Raw genomic sequence first — 20,139 nt, forward strand, 5'->3', positions numbered from 1 at the left:
GCTGGCGCCGCCAGTACCGGCCGGCAGCCCTACGACCGCGACAGCCGGCTATCGCGTCTCTTCGCTCTTGTCATCTTTTAATTTTTTGAGTGCGTTTAGATCGATATCCAGCACTCTGGCCATGCGCACGGCGATGGTCAAGCTGGGCGTCGATACGCCCCGCTCCACTTTTTTGTAGTGTTCCACCGAAACAGCACACTCAAAAGCTGCTCTTTCCTGAGTCCAGTGTCGGGCCTCTCGATGCTCGCGCATCTGGCGGATAAACGCTTCTAAAATTCCCATAAAACCCCTCCTATGTAGAGATTTTATGTCTTATATGTCCGCCATCAAGGTCCTATCGTATTCTTTTTGATACAAAGTTAGCAAACGCTATTTCATTCGGCTGTTTTTTTATATGATCCTCTCTCTATCTCAAATTTTCACGCACATATATACCAGAATTATTAAGTAAACATACACATTATATTACATCTAAAAAACACTGCTCCTCCCGCTGCCCGCAAGATCTCCTCCCTCAGATTCCTGGCGACCACCGCGCTCTGCCTGCTCAGCGCCAAACCGCCGCCGGGCAGAACGCCAAAAAAAGAACGCCTCTCCGCCAAGTCCACTATATCCCACCTTTTCACCATGCGCCTGCCGTGGCGCCGCTGTCCGCGCGCCCCTACAGCTGGTCGCCCCGCTCCCGCGCTCCGTCTTCTGTTACGAGATGCTCCCGCCGCCGGGCCTTGGGCAACTCCGGTGCGCTCCCCATCTTCACCCCGGGTCTCAAACAGCGTCGAAAGCTACAACAAGACTGTGCAGCCACAGCCGGCCACCTCTCCCCAACACAGTGCTCTACCGCCCGCCCCGCCGCGCTCTATATAGCTCCCGCTTATCTCGGGCACACAGTCAAACCCCGCCCCACCAACACCCAAAGCAGCAGTTTCGTCAACAGCGGCCGAGGTCGCAATCACAGCGGCAGCCCCAACGGCCGCTTCCCCCGTATACCGCCGGCTGCATCTTATAGGCGCCTGTAGTCCCGCTTATATGCGCCCAATAGGCCCCGCTTTTCCGCAGACTGCCCCCGCCGCGCCGCCCCTCAGCCGGCGGCAGGTCCCACACCGCTCCCACTCCGCGGCGGCATCTTCTCCACTACACGCCTGGCTCATGCCTGGCTCATACCCAACCCATACCCAACCCATGCCCAACCCATGCCCAACCCATGCCCAACCCATGCCGCCGCTGGTCATCTACCGGCATAAGGCCGCCGTCCCGCAGCCGTTCTCTCCGCTCTCCCACCACCTCCATCTGCTCCACAGCCCGGCCGGCAGTAAAAAAAGAGCCGGGCGGCCGGTCTCCCCGGCTGCCCGGCTCTCGCCGCACAGAGGTAACTCTTCTCTATTTTCCCTCCAGCACCTGGGCCATCCGCTCCAGGCACTGCCGAACGATCGAACGCGGGCAAGCCACATTGATGCGCTCAAATCCGATGCCTTCCTCGCCGAACATGTAGCCCTCATCCAGGGCCACTTTGGCGCGGCGGAGCATCATCTCCTCCAGCTCCTCTTTGTCCGCACAGTAGGCCCGCAGGTCCAGCCACACCAGGTAGGTCCCCTCACAGTCCACCATCGTGGCCCGGGGCAGGTGTTCGGCCACAAATTCTCTGCACATGGCAATGTTGCCGTCGATATAGGCGTTCACCTGGTCCAGCCAGTCCTCGCTCTCGTTGTAGGCGGCGATCATGGCGGTGATGCCAAACGGGTTGGCAAAGCCCACCGAGTTCTGGTCGCCGATGACGTGCAGCCACTTTTTCTGATACTCGGGGTTCTCGATCACGATGTTCGACAGCTGCATACCGGCCAGGTTAAAGGTCTTGCTGGGGGCGGTGCAGACGACGATGCGGTCTCTGTACTCGGGGCAAGCCTTGAGCAGCGGGGTGTGTTCGATCCCTTTTCGCACCAGGTCGAAATGGATCTCGTCCGAGATGATCCACTTGTCGTACTTCTTGGCGATCTCCACCACTTTTTTGAGCTCGTCGAGCGACCACACCCGGCCCACCGGGTTGTGCGGGCTGCAGAGGATCATCCCCTTCACGCCGGGGTCGGCCAGCTTTTTATCCAGGTCGGCATAGTCCATGGTGTAGCGGCCGTTTTCGTACCGCAGGGGATTGTTGACCACTTTGCGGCCGTTGCCGACGATGCTGTTGGTGAACGGGTAGTAGACCGGCCGCTGGATGACGATGCCGTCCCCCACCTGTGACAGCGCCTGGATCAGGTAGCAGATGGCCGGCACCACCCCAGGCGAGAAAAACACGTCGTCAGCCTTTACCTCCCAGCCGTGGCGGCGCCGAAACCAGCCGGTGACCGCCTCTTTATAGGCGGGGTTGTTGTACACGGTGTAGCCGAAGATCTTGCGGTCGATGCGCGCGTGCAGCGCCTCGATGATGGGGTCGGCACAGGCAAAATCCATGTCCGCCACCCACAGGGGCAGCGCGGAGGGGTCGTCTCCGGGCATAAACTCCCACTTCGAGCAAAATGTCCCTTTGCGGTCGATGATCTCGTCCAGGTCATACTGTCTCATAACACACGTCTCCTTTTTCGCCGCCCGCCGTCCCCGGTCGGAGCCCGGCGCCGCGGCCTGTAAGATGTCTCCTGTATGTATTCGCTTCTTCTATCTTATCGCCCCGCACAGCAGTTTGTCAATCGGGTGCGCAGTACACAGAGGGCCGCTGCCGCTCCGCCGCGCCAAACTGCGCCCCCAGTCCCGCCCCAGCAGCAAACCCGCCGGCGCTGTCGGCGGCTCTCTGCCGACTGTGCCCCCGCCGCCTTTGCTGCCTGCCGGGCGCCAGGGTCGGGCCATACATAAAACGGCGCCCCCGCCCACCAAAAGCCTGCTCGAGCGGTACCTGAAAAAGCCAGTTGACAGCGTCTGCACGTGCACACAGCCCGCCCTGTACCGCACATGTCCCCACCCGCAGTTCCCTGTAATAAGCCCCCAAACAGAGTCCAAAACCACGCCGGTCCTTCCCGCGCTATCAAAAAAGCGCTGCCCACCGCCCCGGTGCGCAGCAGCACCGCACCTCCCGAAAGATGTATTTCCCGCCGAGTGCCCGCCCATAACGTTCACCGCTATCCGCAGCAGTTTACACCACCGCCCATCGGCCGCGGCAGGCAGTTCCAGCACCCCCACGCCGCCCATGTCAGACCTCACTTTAACAGACAAAAAGACCGCTGGCAGAGCCAACAGTCCTTTCGGCCCATGTGGGTAGTGACCCATAGATGTAATGACAATCGACAAGTCAGAAGCATTTCGACCCACACCACCCGTGTGGGCGGTGACCGTTGTCAAACACGTACATAGCAATTTTCATACCAATTTCGGCCCACACCACCCGCTCGAACGGTGACCGCGATCACGGCTAAAAAACAGCCGATCGTTTGTAAACACTGTAGCTATGTCGCTGCCCGGTGTCGACATGTCGAGAACTCACGCGGCAGGTCTCCACCACAAATACGATATAATAAAAAGCAGGTGCGAAGGCAGCGGCAGTCCTCCGTGCGCTCATATTGCACACCCATACGCATGCTCTGCACCTCTATAATAGCTGTCGATAGGACAGCTGCCAGCTCTCTTGTCCCTCTGGACCTCAGACACAGCAGCCGCAGACCATCGATACCGGCAGCGGCTTGCGCACCAACACCTAGCTGGCCGCAGCGAAAACCTCCGCCCAAACAGACCCTGGAGCGCGGCGTGAACAGATGACCCGCTCACGGCGCGCAAAGATCGGCGGCCGCCCACGACCAGATCTTACCCAAAGAAAATAGCAGGCTATAAAGTGGATCACAACAAAAAAACACTGCACAGACGGTTTGTCTGTGCAGTGTTTTTGGTGGAGACGGAGGGACTCGAACCCACGACCTTTCGGATGTGAACCGAACACTCTAACCAGCTGAGCTACGCCTCCAGGAAAATGTGGTGGAGCTTAGGGGAGTCGAACCCCTGACCTCTGCGATGCGAACGCAGCGCTCTACCAACTGAGCTAAAACCCCAAGTGTCAAAAAAATAAGCTGCCGGGCGCTAACCCCTCGCTATCGACAAGTGTTATTATAGCATATCTCCCAGAAAATGCAAGCCCCATTTTTATAAAAAGTTGCGGTCCATCCGCCGGCCGTTCACACCGCGTGTTTTCGCCCGCTCCTGCCGCCCCGCCAAACCCGGTCCGGCGCTCTTATGTACGCGGGGCCGCGCCCCATCTGCCGGTCACCCACCCGCTGTTACGAATGGCTCTGCCCCTCCAGCCGCGACGCCGCCTGCCGTCCGCTGCGGGCGCCGGCAAAAACCTGCTGCAGCTTGCGGCTCATGCCGCACAGGGGCATACACAGCAAAAACCACAGGCAGGAATACAGCAAACTGATCTGCCCCAAAAAATTGAGCGGCAGGTCCGAGTAGTCCCACACGTGCCAATCCATCCACAGGTTCACCACGCAGCCCACCGCCAGCTCGGCGGCGGTGATGATGCCGTCCCCGGCCAGGCACTTCTTCCAAAGCGGCAGCTGGGGGTGGCGGCAGTTCAGCTCATAGATGGCCACCATGCACCCGCCGCCGGTCAGGGCCATGCTCCAGTGGGTAAAGCCCCGCCACAAGATCTCCAGCGCGCTGTAGCCCACGCAGCCGATCAAAAAGACCTTTACGTCGTCTCTCGTCTTCTTTTTTACTCTTGGCTCGATCTCTCTCACGTCATCACCCATTTGCAGTTATTTACCTCTAGTATCTGCAAATAGGCGCCGTTTAAAACCGGTACGTTTCCCCAGCCGCACCGCTTTTTGTCACATAAAGTCGCAAAAAAAGAGAGGTGCCGCCGCACCTCTCCTCTATCCTGCCGTCTCTTGCCGGCCGGCCCCGCAAAACGGCTATACCGCCGGGTCGGGCTCTGTCTCGGGTCCCGGCTCAGGCCCGGCCAGCTGCGAGGTGCAGTGGGGGCAGCGGGTGGCCCGGTCGTCCAGCTCGCCAAAGCAAAACGGGCAGCGCCGCTTTTCCTTCGGGGGCGGCGCCGACTCTTTCTTTTTGCCCAGTCCGGCCAGCCGGTTCATGCCTTTTACCAGCAAAAAGATCAAAAAGGCCATGATGACGAAGTTGATCACCGCGGTGACAAAGGCGCCGTAGCGGATGTCCACCCCCAGCACCGCCACCTTCAGGTCGCTGAAATCGGTCTTGGCAAACAGGCCGATGAGCGGCGAGATGATGTCGTCGGTCAGCGACTTGACGATGCCCTGAAAGGCGGCGCCGATGATCACGCCAACGGCCAGGTCCACCACGTTGCCCCGCAGGGCAAATTCCTTAAATTCTTTCATCAGCTTTTTCATCGTGGGTCCTCCTCTGCAAACGGGTAACGGATGCCGGGCCGGCCGCTATTTTCCGGCCCTATAGTCGCGGTAGATGGCGGTGGCCGCCCGCTGGCCCTCAGCCAGCACCTGGGCCTCGTCCACCGTCTTGAGCTGCCGGTCCTCCACCAGCACCTTGCCGGCCACCAGCACCGTGTGCACGTCATGGCGGTTGGCGTTGTAGACGATGGTGGCCACCGGGTCGTCGAACACCGGGGTCAGGTTGGGGCTCTGCATATCCAAAAGCAGGATATCCGCCTGCTTGCCAACCTCCAGCGAGCCGATGCGGTCGCCCAGCCCCAGCGACTTGGCCGGCACGATGGTCGACAGCCGCAGTGCGGTGTGGGCGCTGGGATCATTCAGCTTGCAGCCGGCCATGCGGGCGGCCATCACCGCGATGCGCATGCTGGTCCAGGGGTCCATGGTCACCCAGTCGGTGCCGTAGGCCAGCCGCACCCCGCTCCCATAGATCTTCTCCATGGGGGGAAAGCTGCCGCGCTTGCCGTACATCTCGGCGCAGTGAGCCATGGTGGCCCCGCCCTCTTTTAGCAGCTGGATGTCGCGGTCGGTGATGTAGGTGCAGTGGGCGGCCACCAGGTCCTCCCCCATCAGCCCGGTCTCGCACAGGTACTCCACCGGGGTCAGACCGTAGGTCTCCTTTAAAAAGTTCACCTCCTGCACCTTCTGGGCCACGTGGATGTGAAAGCCCACCTGGTAGTGGTGGCCCAGCTCCACGATCTTACGGGCCAGCTCTATCGATACGGTGTCGGTGGCGTGGGGGCCAAAGCGGCAGAAGATGCGCCCGTCTTTGCCGTGGTACTCCTCGATGAGGCGGCAGTTCTCCTCCACCCGGGCCGCCCCCTCTTTGGGGATGCGGGTGTAGTCGTGATACTGGATGGTCGACAGGTCGGTCTCGATGATCTTATGGGCCAGCACGCCGCGCATGCCGATCTCGTCGATGGCGCGGGCGGTGTCGCGCATGTAGTGGTAGATGTCGTTTATGCAGGTCACCCCGCCCTTTAAGCACTCGGCGGCGCCCAGCATGCTCAGGGTGTAGGTGCTCTCGGGGGTCAGCAGCCGCTCCATGGGCAGCGCCAGACCGTAAAAGGCCCCCTCCGGGTCCTCGGTCATGCCCTTAAAAAGCGAGCCGCACACATGGGTGTGCACGTCCACGATGCCCGGCAGCACCGCCTTGCCGGTGGCGTCTATCACCCGGTCGGCAGTCACCGCATCGCCGGGGTCCCCCTCCCCCAGGCCGGTGATCCGGTCGCCGTCGATGCGCATCCAGCCCTTTAAAAACACCCGATCCTCGGGGTCCTCGGTGATGACGATGCCGTTTTTTATCAGTGTAGTCATGGTATGCCCCTCCTGTGTCGTGCCCGGCGGCGCTTTTTGCGGGCGGTCCTTCTCTGCTGCCGGCGGGCAGCGCAGCGCCTGTGCTCCGTCCGGCTCGCTGCCCCGCGGCAGCGCCCGAGCAGCGCCCCACCGGGCCAGCCTGTATGTGCCCCCGCCCCGCCGGGAACTCTAAGTCTCTTTTAAAAAGGTGCGGCAGCGCTCACATCTCCACCGCTTTGCGCTTGGCGATGTAGTTCCACACCATAACGATGGCGGTGGCGGCGATCTTTGACAGCTGGTACATGATGTGGCCGATATCCACCAGCAGCCACATGATGAGCTGGTTGAGCCCCAGCCCCACGATGCTGGAGCCAACGAACACGATGACCGCCTTGGCCGACTGCTTTTTGTCGGTCTTAAACACCCACAGCACGCACAGCAGGTAGTTTACCACCACCGACACCGTAAAGCTGATGCCGGAAGACAGCAGGTAGTGCACCCCGGCCAGCTCGGTCAGTGCGATCATGATGCCGTAATCCACCACAAAGCTCAGGCCGCCGGTCACGCCAAAGCGAAACAGCTCCCACAGCCGGTCAGATCGCAAGAGCTTTCTTATCTTTTCCATCATCTAAAATTCCTTTCCCGGCAGCAGTGTCACTTTTTGCCTTGTGCCGCCTGTCCATGGAGTAGATTATACCTTTTTTGCCCCGTTCTGACAAGCAGCACCGCCCCAACTCCGGCCCCAACCACAACCACAGCCCCCACTGCCGCAAAGCCCGGCAGCTGCCCGGGGCCCGTCTGTGTCCCCCATATGCGCCCCGCGCTGGATAGCCCCGGTCACGCCCCCGGCCGGCGCGCCCCTCCATAATTTCCCGGGAAATCTGCGCCGTCCGCCGCCGGCGGCACCGCTATTTGACAAATTCTCCCCCACCTTGCTATAATAGGGGCTATCTCGCCGGCCCGGGCGGGCTGCTGCACCGGGCCGGCGGCAAATACCGCTGGCAAAACGCCGACGGGGAGAGCGCCCCCTTTTTTCCGCCCCTACAGAGAGCCGTGAGCAGGTGAGAGCACGGCGTCCGGCGGAGTGGGCCGCCGTCGCCCCTGAGTGGAGATGTGAACCGGGCCTCTGCCCCCACTAGCACCTCCCGGCAGGCACCGTTATCCGCCGGGGATGCACCGCATCCCGCCGAGTTGGGCGCGCCGCCGCGCGCCAAGTTGGGTGGTACCGCAGGCTACTTGGGCCTGTCCCTTCGCACACCGCGTGGGGGCAGGCCCATTTTTTGTGTATCTCTGGCGCGCCCCAGCCGGCGCTGCCCCGCACATTCCGCCAGCATCAAAAAAACAGTATCAGCAGCAGCGACCAGCACCGGCCGCCAACGCCCCCTATGGGCAGCCGGGGCCGGTCGCACCGCCAACAAAAGAGGAGTGTTATCGATCATGGACAACAAGAAAAAACCGAGCCGGGGCCACTTCACCGGCTCACTGGGCTTCATCATGGCCGCCGCCGGGTCGGCCATCGGTCTGGGCAATCTCTGGAAATTCCCCTACGTGGCGGGCATCTCCGGCGGCGGCCTGTTCATCGTGTTCTACCTGGTGTTCGCCCTGATCCTGGGCATCCCCATCATGCTGTCCGAGATGGCCGTCGGCCGCAACACCCAGCTCAATGCCATCGGCGCCTTTCGCAGCATCAACAAAAAGTGGTCCTTCGTCGGCGTGATCGAGATCAGCTGCGCCTTCATCATTCTCTCCTACTACAGCGTGGTGGGCGGCTGGGTCATGAAGTACATCGGCAGCTATCTCACCGGCGCCAGCGTCAGTGACCCCGCCGCTTTCGACACCTTTGTCGCTTCGCCGGTGCAGCCGGTGGTGTGGCACCTGCTGTTTATGGCCGTGGCGGTGCTGGTGGTCATCGGCGGGGTGCAAAAAGGCATCGAGACCTGCAGCAAATGGCTGCTGCCGCTGCTGTTCGTGCTGCTCATCGGGGTGGTGGTGCGCGCGGTCACGCTCCCCGGCGCCTTCGCAGGCCTGCGCTTTCTCTTTGTGCCCGACACCTCGCTGCTATCCGACCCCAAGGCGCTCATAAACGCCGTGGTGCTGGCCATGGGCCAGGTGTTCTTCAGTCTCAGCCTGGGGCTGGGCATCGCCATCACCTACGGCAGCTATCTAAAAAAGGATACCAACATCACCAAGGATACCTGCACCGTGGTGGGGCTGGATACGCTCATGGCGCTGCTCTCGGGCATGGCCATCATGCCGGCGGTGTTCAGCTTTGGCATGGAGCCCACCGGCGGCCCGGGCCTCATCTTTAAAACGCTGCCGGCAGTGTTCGACTCTATGCCCCTGGGGCGCATATTCGGGCTGGCCTTTTTCTTCCTGGTGTTCATCGCCGCACTCACCAGCGCTATCGCCCTGTTGGAGGTGGTGGCCTCGTTCTTCATCGACACCTTCCACTGGAAGCGCCGCACCGCCACGCTGGTGATGGGCGGTATCATGGCGGCCATCGGGGTCTTTGCCAGCCTGTCTATGGGCCCGCTCGCCGGCTTTACCATCGGCAGCATGAACCTGTTCGACGCGATGGGCTTTTTGACCGACAAGATCCTCATGCCGCTGGCGGCTCTGGCCACCTGTATCTTTGTGGGCCACATCTGGGGCGTCGGCAACGTCACCAGCGAGGTAGAGCGCTGCGGCAAACGCTTTGCCATCCGGCGGGCGTACAGCTTTCTCATTCGCTGGGTGGCGCCGGTACTCATCGGCATCATCTTCGTCATGGGCCTTATCAGCAACTGATCGGACCTGTTTTACACATACCAAAAGGCGCCCGGCACCACCTGCCGGGCGCCTTTTTTGTCTCCCCGCCGCCCCTGCTTTTGCCTCCCTGCAACTCTACTCCGCCGCCTGCTGCGCCAAGGCGCACCGCTGCCCCGCTCTGTCCGCGCCCCACCACCCCGCCCGCAGTTTATCCCCCCACTCTCCAGACTGCGTCGGTCACCCCTCACACCGCGCCGCAAAGCAGCAACACCGCCGGCCACCTCAAAACACATCTCCCCTTTTTATCATACATGTAAACCAGAATATTGGGGGCGGAGAATAAAAAACGCCGCTCTTGTCCCCGCCATCAGCCACTGCCGGCCATTTTTCCACTGCGCCACCGCCAAACCCAGATCTCTTTTTCACCGCCACAAATAAGAACAGGCAGCTTCCAAATCCCCCGATCATCCTCCGTCTCATCACCGGGCCCAGAGACTGCTATACCCGTCCAAAGCTGCCGTCTTTTCGCCGGTCTGCTATATATCCCCTACGCGTCTATATCCTTTATCCCCCATCGCCGCCAGATCGTGCCATCCCCCAATAACCTCACCGGCGCTGCCACCCCACCGCAAAAAAGGCGCAGCTCACGCCGCGCCCTGCATTTATCTTTTCGCCCATTCAAAACAAAGCGGCAGTTTCGGCGGTGCAGAGGGCCACAACAACAAAATACGTCCGTCAATTTTGCCGCCAAATCTTCCGATGTGCCGCCGTCTCCAACGCGCCCTGCTCAAGCTGCCGGCCGCCGCGGTACCAGTAGCCGTTATGCCGTCTGGCGGTCTGGTGTTCCCGCTCCGGCACAAGCTTTCTTATCTCCACCGCGGCTGTTCTGCCGGTCCCGCCTCTGTGCTGCCGGCGCGGTGCATCGGTCCATAATTTGCCCGTATTCCCTCTATCTTTGGCAGCGGCTGGTCCTACAGCTTTTTTTCGTACTCCATCTGCTGCTGGTCGGTATACCCACAGCGCTCGTAAAAAGCCTGTGCCGCCGTGTTTTGCAGCCCGGTAAACAGGGTCACTGCCCGCACGCCCCGCCCCCGCAAATACTGCTCCATAGCCGCCATCAGCCGCTGCCCCAACCCCAGCCGCCGGTAATCGCTGCCGATATACAGCTCCTTTATCTCCCCCTGTATATCGGAGTAGCAGATAGAGCGCCATACATGCCCGCAGATAAAGCCAGCCACTGCACCGTCTACCACCGCCACCAATACCTGTTCTGCCGGCTCTTCCAGCAGCGCCGCCATCTCGTTGCCCCGCAGGTGCCTGTCGCCCCGTTAAACGCCCGGTTGAGCGCTGCCAACTCAGCCGCATCTCTCCTCTGTGCGGCCCGCACGGTGATCTCTCTCATCTCTCTGCTCCTCTCCTGTTGCCGTGTCGCCGCGCTATTTTTGCGGCGATCAGCGGTAATATATACGATCATACTGCGCCAAACGGCCCTATTTCCAGGCCCCATGCGCTGCCCCGGCACACCTCCATCCCCGCGGTCCCACCAAACAGCCCGATCTGCCGCTCCCCCCTGCGCATAGCGATCTCCCAGACCTGCTCGCCGTCCTCCCCGCCGACCCTATCGCCCGCAATCCGCCGCTGCCGCCACTGCTCTCCCGCCCATTCAGTCCGGTGCTCCCAGCCGCCTGGGCCGACGCGCCAAACATCCGCCCTATAAAAAAGGGGCACAGCTGCCCCTCATAAACAGCCGTGCCCCTCTTTACTTGTACGCTCTGTGGCGCCGCGCACGACCGGCCTCTCGACCCGCCCTGCACTGTGCCGCCCGCTCTCTAGATAGAGCGCAGCAGGCCCACATACTCCTTGACGATCTCGGGGTCGATGTTGCCGCCCCAGTTGTTGCCCTCAAAGCAGGCGCCCACCAGCGCCGCGTCAGCGTATTTCATACGGCGTTTTACGTTCTCCAGGTTGGTGCCGCCGCCCAATACCACCGGGATGTTGCCCGGCAGAGCCTTGATATCCTCCACCATGCGGTTGTTGAGTTCCTCGTCGCGGCTCATGATCTCCACCGCATCGGCGCCCACGGTCATGGCGCTCTGGGCCAAAGTCTGGATGTGGCCCTTGTCGTACTCGCCGGCGTGGAAGTGATAACCCGAGATCTCGGCGATCATATCCACATCCTGCGCGCCGATGTAGCGGCGGTAGCTCTGTACTTTCATGGGGTTGGCCTCGATGGTGCCAAAGTTCGAGGAAGTGGTGCCCAGCATGGCGGTGCAGCGGGTAAAGTCGGCCTTACAGACCTTGGCTACCGCCAGCGACGGGGTGATGCAGTTCCACATCAGCTGGATGCCGATCTTAAAGTCGGGGCCGGCCAGCTTGCGCACCTCATTGGTGACCAGTGCGATACCCGCCACCCGGGCGTAATCGGTATCGTCGGTGGAGGGGTAGATCTTGTCGACCGACTGCACCAGGCAGCCGTCGGCGCCGCCTTTGATCAGCGCTTCCGTGTCTTTGAGCGCCTTCTCGATCGACAATTCCAGGTCACCTTCCTGGTACAGCGGTGTACCGGGCAGGGGTTTTAAGTGGACCAGACCGATGGCCAGCTTTTTGCCATCCAGAGATTTAAACATAGACATACTGTTTTTACCTCCCAAATTCTATTGTCGAGAGCGCAGCGCTCCCGTTTTTTACCTCATACAGCTACATTGTACTCACAGGCAGTTTGGCTTGTCAATCTACTTTGCACCGATTGCGGACATCCGTCCTCTTTTATGGCACCCGGCACAAACCGCCCCTTAAAAGTTTGGCGGTTTTTTCAGTAGACAGGTCTTTTAATGCTGGTGGGCGATCTCCGTCAGCAGCAGCTGCAAAAAGCGGTAGATGTTGTCAAACGACTGGATGTTCAGGTACTCCTCCGGCGTGTGGGGGTTGCCGCAGTCGGGGGCAAACGACACGATATCCAGGTGGGGCATCTTGGCCTTGAATTCACCGATCTCCATCCCGCCGTGCACGGCGTTTAGCTCCATCTGCCGCGCAAAGGTGCGCTGGTACAGGTCGGTAGCCAGCGCCCGCAGCCGCGAGTTGGGGTCGAATTTCCAGCCCGAAAATTTGGCGTCTACCGTCACCGCAAAGCCCAGCAGCGCGCAGAGCCGGTCTATCTCGCCGCCGATAAGATCGCGCAGACTGTCCTCGGCGCTCCGCACAAAGTCGCGCACCAGTATCTCGTCTTCGCCCACCGTCAGTACGCCCACGTTAGAGGAAGCCACTACCAGCCCGGGCATATCCATGCTCATGGCGCGCACTCCGTCGGGCAGCAGGTACAAAAGGTCGATGAGCGCCGCCGTGCAGTCCGCAGTCAGCGCCTTCTGCTCCCCGCCACCGTCCGTGCAGGTAAAGGTAAAACCGGCGTCGCTGGTCGAGAGCTCCTCTTTTATCGCCGCCGCAGTCGCCCGGGCCGCCGCACCGGCGGCTGCCGGGTCCTCGGCACACACCACCGCCACCGCGTCGGCGGCGATAGCATTCATCTTCGAGCCGCCCCGTAGCGACGCGATGCGCAGTGGGCTCACCGCCGCCATATCGTGTAAAATACGGCCCATCAGCTTGATCGCGTTGCCCCGCTGCCGGTCGATAGCCATAGCCGAGTGCCCGCCCAGCAGGCCCTCGATCGTCAGCGTCAAAAGGCCGCCGTCTACCGGCTCCCACTGGGGCTGCCGGCGAATATCCAGCACCAGCCCGCCGGCACAGGATACAGTGGTCACGTCTTCGCGGCCGGCGCCGCTGTCCATAGCGATGAGATACTGGGCCTGCAGATCGCCGGTATCCAGCTTCATCGCGCCGATCAGGCCGATCTCCTCCATCGAGGTAAATACGCACTCCAGCGCCGGGTGCTCGTAGCTGTCGTCGCTCAGCAGGGCCAACATGTGGGCCACCGCCGTGCCGTCGTCAGCGCCCAGCGTGGTGCCGCTCGCGGTGAGCACCCCGTCTTTCAGCTGTAAAGTCAGCGGGTCTTTGGCAAAGTCGTGCTCCACGCCGGGCAGCTTCACACATACCATGTCTGTATGTCCCTGCAGCATAACGGTGGGGCTGTTTTCATATCCAGGCGTGGCCGGCTTTTTTATCACCACATTGCGCGCCTCGTCCACTCGGCACCACAGCTCGTGCTCTTCGGCAAACTGCTGCAGATAAGAAACTACTGCCGCCTCGTCGCCAGAATTGTGCGGGATCGCACAGAGATCCTCAAAGTAGCGCAGGGCCAGCTCGGGCTTTAACCCCTCGGTGATATAGGACATAGATCTTTCCTCCATTTTTGTCTGATGGTTTTTGTTACCATTATACCACCGCTGTAAAGCATACTTTTCGGGTTTTTGCCGCTCCTCCACCACCCCCAACTCCCGGGCTCAACTCATATAGTGGGCAAAGCCGATCATTCCCATATCTCATCCCCCGTACGCCCGGTCGACCCACCAGCCGGCAGCATGCCGCCCACCCCCGTCCATCTCCTCTACATTTTGTGCACACCCGTCTCACCTGCCTCACCTTCCCACCGCCCACCGCGAACATCCCGCCGTATCGAGCGCCACAAAAAAGAGCAGTCTGACCGCAGACCGCTCTTTTATAGCAGGTGAAAAAGTCCCGATAAAAGCAAAAGGCCGCATAGGCCATCGCCTATGCGGTTATTCCCAGTGAAATGTAGAGGATCTGGCCCCGAGCAATGATGAATACACAGACAAGCCCCACTTTAAAAACAGCTTACCAAAGCGATCTCTATACGCTCAAAACCAGTCAGAGCAACATCACTTTGACAAGACCTCTTGAAAAGCGTGGATATAACACACATATTACAAATCCACACCACCCACATGGGTGGTGACTAGTTTATAGTGGTATTTGATACCACTTATATGAATTTCAATCCACACCACCCACACGGGTGGTGACGGTCGGGCGCCAATTTTTCGCAGCGCCTGTGGCAATTTCAATCCACACCACCCACACGGGTGGTGACAGCTTTTCCGTGTCCATCGACGGCAATGTGGAGATTTCAATCCACACCACCCACACGGGTGGTGACATGTACAGTCACGGAGGAGCGCAACGGGGCTTTTATTTCAATCCACACCACCCACACGGGTGGTGACGGCTGCGGAGCTACCGGCGGGTATAGGCCTACAATCATTTCAATCCACACCACCCACACGGGTGGTGACCACTTGCTGGTGATTGCTCCATACATTCACCCCCTTTATATTTCAATCCACACCACCCACACGGGTGGTGACCTGCGTTCTCCCCGGGCATCATCTTTTCAACCTTATTTCAATCCACACCACCCACACGGGTGGTGACAGCAATCACTGCCAAAAGATAGCCGACTGCTTATATTTATTGTAGCTATATCGCTGTATGTTGTCAACATATCCATTACCCATGCAGTAGATCTGCGCGGCAAAACAGGTAAAACACCGGTGCGAACATAACAGGTATTCTCTGTGTGCTTATACTTCGCACCAGCAAAACAGCAATCAGAGACTATTCCACTTTAGATTTTACTGGGTATTTCTATCCTCTGATACTACTCTACAGATATGCCGCATAATTTTGCCACCTCTACCTGACTTAAATCGTGGGCGCTCCTGTACTCGCTAAGCATTTTAGATAGCTCTTTAGTCGTTGACATGGGCCCACCTCTTTTCTCAATGACAGCCGGAGCTTTTGGTTTACTCCCTGAAATCGTTCTCTAAATACCTGAGAGCGCTCAGATCAATGGTAGAGACTCATTATTTTAGGGGGATGATAAGCAGTTTTGGTGTACTTTTTGATCGGTATCTACCAAAAACAGGGTTTCAGAATAAAGTCCGTACTAAAACGGGTTATGTTCTTTTCGACTCTGACAAGACGGCATCTTTGTTGATAAAAAGCAAATGGGAGTTATTTTGACCCGATTGAAAGGCACGAGGTGTAAGCAGATCGGTGGGTTATCAAATGCCTAGAGCCCATCCAGTGCCCAACTGGTGCCAAAGAGAATTTGGATATCGCTATTCGGTCCGGTGTCGTAGCACCGTGGGGGTTCACCGAGCCATTCAACGTCACGCTGCCATTTATTAAAAAGCCACAAGCCATGATCACCTGTTAGATTTGATGGAAAAAAGACCATCCAACAGCTGCATCCGTTGACTGGCCCGAGGAGATGTAAGTAGCGTTAACCACCCACAAGTCTACTATACCCCTATATTTGGGGTAAAGATACAGATCGCGCAAAATAACCCCCGCCCCTCAAACTAAGTAAAGAAGCGGGCGCGCCGAAACGGTAGGCTTGCCGGTAGAGCAAATCTGCACCTAATACCCCGCAAAGATCGAAAGGCGGCACCCGCCAGAAGTAAACCGCCAACTCCAAAAAAGCGAGCAGGTGGGGAGCTGTTACCTGCCCCCCGTGTTAGGGACACCATAAAGAGGTTTTGTCCATTACAGACAGATTATGGCCGCAATGTGTAGACGCACAATATAGGCGGGGCTATCTAAAAAGACTTTAGCCAATATACGAGGTCCATAACGGCTTTCTGCAAATGCGCCGGGCATAACGGATACCGTGTGGGACATCCAAAAATAGAAAGCCCTGATGGCGCCCCTGTTGGCACCCGCAAGATCTTGCCGCCAAATGCCTTGAAATCTTGTATACAGAAGACCGTATCGGGGGGTATGGGCGACCAAATAAATGCCGCTATATCCCCATGCATGGCGCTTCCAAGTGTTGACCGGTATGCGCCCGGGTGACGGGTGCGGGTGAAATGCACGAGTTGGATAAGCGAGACAGGAAAGGTGCTATCATGAAAATCAGCCGGTCGATCAATGCGGGCGGTGAGATCACAGTGGTTTAAACACAAATGCGGATAGATCCTTTTATCTGGCGACAAAAAACCGCCGGGTATAGGAGATGATCAATCCGCCTTGCTAAAGTCTTTAAGCATCGTCACAAAATGAGTATTCTCCTCCCCCAACGGCGGCTCTGGCGGCGAAAAGAGCATGTACCCGTACATGGCAGACCGATTACAGGCAACACAGGCCTACATGCGGTCTGTACGCGTTACGGCATGCGCTTCGTCTCATACACCCAAAGCAAGGTGCCGGAGAAGTTGCTCAAACCGGCTATAGGGCACAGTGAGAGCATGGATACCTGTGGAGTATATGGCCATCAGATCGACGGCGAACTGCAAAAGGCGGCGGGTCATCTCGATATCGTCTTTCAGGATATTCTAAAATAAAAAAAGAGCGGTCCACAAATACAGTGGGCCGCTCTTTTCATTCCAGAGGTATGCTAAAAAGTGTGTTCAAAGCAAAAATAAAAACCACATAAACACAATGTTCATGCGGTCTCTTATGGTGGAGCGTAGGGGATTTGAACCCCTGACCCCCACACTGCCAGTGTGGTGCGCTTCCAGCTGCGCTAACGCCCCGTATTTTGTCTGCCGGTCTCACCCGACGAATGTTATTATAGCAAACGGTATAGAGGTTGTCAACACTTTTTTACAAATATTTTCCCGGTCTGTCTCTCCCCTCACTAGCCTGCCCGCAAACCGCTTATCTATGCCGTTTTTTTCATAAAAAAGAGCGGTCCGCCACCGCAGACCGCCCCTTTAAAGGCAATATCTCGCCGTATTTTTTAGTTTCTTCCGGTGCCGCTCCAGATCTTTACAAGTCAATCGGCACGCCGCGTCCAGTCGGCCGCCCAAACACAACCGGCATCCGGCTGGGCGGCACTACACCATCTATCTAAATGCCCGCATTTTATCGGTGCACCAGCTGCTCGGCTGTATTACGGTGCTATAGGTACAGACGGCTCACCGCACCGGCTGCTCGGCCTTCTCGCCCTCTACAGCTCGGTACGCCCGGTAGCTCACTGCGCTCACCAGCGCCGCCAGCCCAAACGAAAGCGCCGCAAACCAAAACGGCAGCTTGCTGTCCACCGTGTAGATGAACCCGGCAAACAGCGATCCGCCGATCATGCCCACCGCTTTGACGGCGTTGAAGATGCCCGACAGCTCGCCGCTGGTCTTGCCGGCGGTGGTGTCGCTGGTCACCAGCGTCTGCTGCATAGGTATGTACATCACGTTGAACAGGTAAAACACCACGTTGGCGGCGATGAACACCGCGTCGCCACTGACCAGGCACACCGCGATCAGCGTGGCGGTACACAGCCCAAACACCGGGATGATACTGCGGCGCATATCGGTCTTTTTGGCCAGCCACACGTTCACCGTCAGGTTGATGAGCAGGCCGATAATGCCGATGACCGCCTTGATGATGCCGTTATACGACGGGGGAAAGCCCAGCTCTGCCTTGATATAGTAGTTAAAGGAGTTATCGTAATTGAAGGTGGCAAAGTTGGCAAAAAACACCGCCAGCAAAAACACGCCCAACGGTTTGGTCATGCCCACCGCCATCGAGCCAAACGCCTTAAAGGGGTTAAAGCTCTGCTGCGGCTTTTGCGGGTCGGGCGCGGGCAGCTTTTCGCCCACCACCAGCAGCGTGATCAGGGCGATGACGATAATGCCGATGACCTGCGAGGCAAAATCCCAAAACAGCGACGCCTGGCCGATGACCCCGCCCAGCAGGTAGCCGATGGCGATCGACACCGAGCTCACCGCCGCAAATACCGACATGTACGACGCCAGCTTGTGCGCCGGGCTGTTGTTGACGATGTAGGCCATAGCCGCCACCAGCCAGCCGCCGCCAAACACGCCGGCGATCACTCGGGCGGCGATGGTGAACGGTATCGTATCGGCAACGCCAAACAGCAGCTGGGCCAGCGCATATCCCACCCCGGTGATGGCAAATACCTTCAGATGGCCGATACGGTCACCCAAGGCGCCCCATACCGGGCAGAATAGAAAGTTTGAAAAGCTCATGGCGGCAAACGCCACCCCGAACATGTAGTCGGGATATCCCAAACTCTGAAACATAGCCGGAGTCACCGGATGGATAAAGTTAGAACAGGCGGTCAATATGCTAAACAGCGCCAAAAACAGCGGGATGCTCGCTTTTTTCTTCAAAAGGTCTCCTCCTCTTATCGCCGCCGGACTCTGTCAGATCCTGTCGGCGGCCACGCCACAAAAAATGCGCCCAATACCCAGTATCCAGTACAGTGTACAGCGCATTTTTTGCTTCTATTCTCTTGTCGCGGTCCTGCCTCGCCCCGCTCGGTCACACACACCGGGCCGGTCAGCGGCAGACTGCGTACGCTTATCCTCTATTTAAAGAACGACTCAAACGCCCGGTAGGCCATATACACGTCGGTCTTAGCGACCACTTCCAGCGGCGCGTGCATCGACAGCACCGGCACCCCAACATCTACCACGTCCACATTGAGGTTGGCGATATACATGGCCACCGTTCCGCCGCCGCCGGCGTCCACCTTGCCCAATTCGCCCATCTGCCACACCACTTCGTCTTTATCCAGCATATCCCGCACAGTGGCCACAAATTCGGCCGAGGCGTCGGAGGTGCCCCCCTTACCGCGGGCGCCGGTGTACTTGGTCACCACCACCCCGCGGCCGATATAGGCGGTGTTCAGCGGCTCGTTGACGTCGGGGAAGGTGGGGTCAAAGGCGGCGTTCACGTCGGCCGACAGGCACTTAGAGGCCGAGAGCACCTCGCGGCCGGTCAGGCCAAAGCAGGCGGCCAGGTCCTGAATAAAGTAGCGCAGGTAGGAGGAGTTTAGGCCGGTGTTGCCGTCGCTGCCCACCTCTTCCTTGTCGGCCAAAATGGTCACCGTGGTATACGTGGGGTCTTTGGCGTCTATCTCGGCCCGCAGGGCGGTGTAGGCGCACACCCGGTCATCGTGGCCGTAAGCGCCGATCATGCTGCGGTCAAAGCCCACGTCGCGGGCTTTCCAGGCCGGCACCATCTCCAGCTCGGCCGAGAGAAAATCCGCCTCTTTTACGCCGTATTTCTGGGCCAGCAGCTGCATGATGTTGAGCTTCACCTTCTCCGCTGCCTTGTCGTCTTTAAAGGGGCGGCTGCCGATGAGGATATTGAGCTCCTCGCCCTTGATCCCCTCGTTGAGGTTGCGCTTGAGCTGCTCGCCGGCCAGGTGGGGCAGCAGGTCGGTGACGCAGAAGATGGGGTCCCCCTCCTGCTCGCCGATATTCACCCGCACCACCTCGCCGCCGGCCTTCACGATCACGCCGTGCAGCGCCAGCGGGATAGCGGTCCACTGGTACTTTTTAATGCCGCCGTAGTAGTGGGTCTTGAACAGCGCCAGCTCACTCGACTCATAGAGCGGCCGGGGCTTTAAGTCCAGCCGGGGCGAGTCGATGTGCGCCGCGGCGATGTGTACCCCCATGTTCAGGGGCTGGCGGCCGATGGTGGCCGCAATGACCGCCTTGCCCCGGTTGCACAAATACACCTTGTCGCCGGGGGCGTAGCTGCCGCCCCGCACGAACGACTGGTAGCCGTTTTCCGCCAGCAGCGCCACCGCGGCGGTGGCCGCCTCCCGCTCGGTCTTGGCCACATCCAAAAAGTCCTTGTACCTCTCGCAGAACAAGTCGGCCTGGTACAGCTCTTCCTGGCTGAGCACCTCACCGCAATTTTTCTCCTGTATCAGCAGTTCTTTGGCCAACAGCTGGCCATTTGTCATCTCGTTCATATCTGGTACCTCCTCTGTCATAGATGATGGGGCGTTCTCTCGATTTATAATCAGTGTAAA

At 59.0% G+C, this 20,139-nt stretch carries 12 protein-coding genes, 3 tRNA genes and 1 CRISPR repeat array; of the genes, 1 reads left to right on the forward strand and 14 read right to left on the reverse strand.

Annotated features, from left to right (window positions below; genetic code table 11):
* Positions 1-48: 48 nt before the first annotated feature.
* The 8 genes from H8K20_RS05900 to H8K20_RS05935 all read right to left on the reverse strand — a co-directional run bounded on the left by H8K20_RS05900 (position 49) and on the right by H8K20_RS05935 (position 7,317).
* Positions 49-282: a helix-turn-helix domain-containing protein gene (locus tag H8K20_RS05900; protein WP_186487766.1), complete on the reverse strand. Its 234-nt coding sequence runs from the start codon at positions 280-282 to the stop codon at positions 49-51.
* Between the two features lie 1,095 nt (positions 283-1,377).
* On the reverse strand, positions 1,378-2,556 hold the full coding sequence (locus H8K20_RS05905) for a MalY/PatB family protein (protein WP_154865361.1): 1,179 nt from the start codon (positions 2,554-2,556) through the stop codon (positions 1,378-1,380).
* Between the two features lie 1,307 nt (positions 2,557-3,863).
* Positions 3,864-3,940, reverse strand: a tRNA-Val gene (locus tag H8K20_RS05910).
* A 9-nt stretch (positions 3,941-3,949) separates the two neighbouring features.
* Positions 3,950-4,025, reverse strand: a tRNA-Ala gene (locus tag H8K20_RS05915).
* Between the two features lie 225 nt (positions 4,026-4,250).
* A complete protein-coding gene (locus H8K20_RS05920) occupies positions 4,251-4,724 on the reverse strand; it encodes a putative ABC transporter permease (RefSeq protein WP_154865360.1) in 474 nt (157 codons plus the stop codon).
* Between the two features lie 162 nt (positions 4,725-4,886).
* A complete protein-coding gene (gene mscL, locus H8K20_RS05925; RefSeq protein WP_186487767.1) occupies positions 4,887-5,339 on the reverse strand; it encodes a large conductance mechanosensitive channel protein MscL in 453 nt (150 codons plus the stop codon).
* 45 nt (positions 5,340-5,384) lie between these two features.
* Entirely contained in the window at positions 5,385-6,713 is a 1,329-nt protein-coding gene (locus H8K20_RS05930) for an amidohydrolase family protein (RefSeq protein ID WP_186487768.1), read from the reverse strand.
* Positions 6,714-6,912: 199 nt separating this feature from the next.
* Positions 6,913-7,317, reverse strand: coding sequence for a GtrA family protein (locus H8K20_RS05935; RefSeq protein WP_178089659.1), 405 nt, complete (start codon positions 7,315-7,317; stop codon positions 6,913-6,915).
* 812 nt (positions 7,318-8,129) lie between these two features.
* Here H8K20_RS05935 and H8K20_RS05940 point away from each other — a divergent pair.
* Positions 8,130-9,479 (forward strand): sodium-dependent transporter, encoded by a 1,350-nt coding sequence (locus tag H8K20_RS05940; RefSeq protein WP_186487769.1) that lies wholly within the window; start codon positions 8,130-8,132, stop codon positions 9,477-9,479.
* Positions 9,480-10,411: 932 nt separating this feature from the next.
* Here the strand turns inward: H8K20_RS05940 and H8K20_RS05945 are convergent.
* The 6 genes from H8K20_RS05945 to H8K20_RS05970 form a co-directional block, all read right to left on the reverse strand.
* Positions 10,412-10,738, reverse strand: a complete 327-nt coding sequence (locus tag H8K20_RS05945) for a GNAT family N-acetyltransferase (RefSeq protein WP_186487770.1) — start codon at positions 10,736-10,738, stop codon at positions 10,412-10,414.
* A gap of 531 nt (positions 10,739-11,269) precedes the next feature.
* On the reverse strand, positions 11,270-12,073 hold the full coding sequence (locus H8K20_RS05950; RefSeq protein ID WP_243206184.1) for a BtpA/SgcQ family protein: 804 nt from the start codon (positions 12,071-12,073) through the stop codon (positions 11,270-11,272).
* Between the two features lie 195 nt (positions 12,074-12,268).
* Complete coding sequence (pepD, locus tag H8K20_RS05955; RefSeq protein ID WP_186487771.1) at positions 12,269-13,726, reverse strand: beta-Ala-His dipeptidase; 1,458 nt, start codon at positions 13,724-13,726, stop codon at positions 12,269-12,271.
* Positions 13,727-14,275: 549 nt separating this feature from the next.
* Positions 14,276-14,783: direct repeats of the CRISPR family, unit length 33 nt; unit sequence ATTTCAATCCACACCACCCACACGGGTGGTGAC.
* A 2,029-nt stretch (positions 14,784-16,812) separates the two neighbouring features.
* Positions 16,813-16,888 (reverse strand) — tRNA-Ala (locus H8K20_RS05960).
* 384 nt (positions 16,889-17,272) lie between these two features.
* Complete coding sequence (locus H8K20_RS05965; protein WP_164998142.1) at positions 17,273-18,484, reverse strand: MFS transporter; 1,212 nt, start codon at positions 18,482-18,484, stop codon at positions 17,273-17,275.
* 197 nt (positions 18,485-18,681) lie between these two features.
* Entirely contained in the window at positions 18,682-20,079 is a 1,398-nt protein-coding gene (locus tag H8K20_RS05970) for an aminopeptidase (RefSeq protein WP_105204312.1), read from the reverse strand.
* Positions 20,080-20,139 lie beyond the last annotated feature (60 nt).

It is taken from the genome of Neobittarella massiliensis (ex Bilen et al. 2018) (genome assembly GCF_014269355.1).
GTDB lineage: Bacteria > Bacillota > Clostridia > Oscillospirales > Ruminococcaceae > Neobittarella > Neobittarella massiliensis.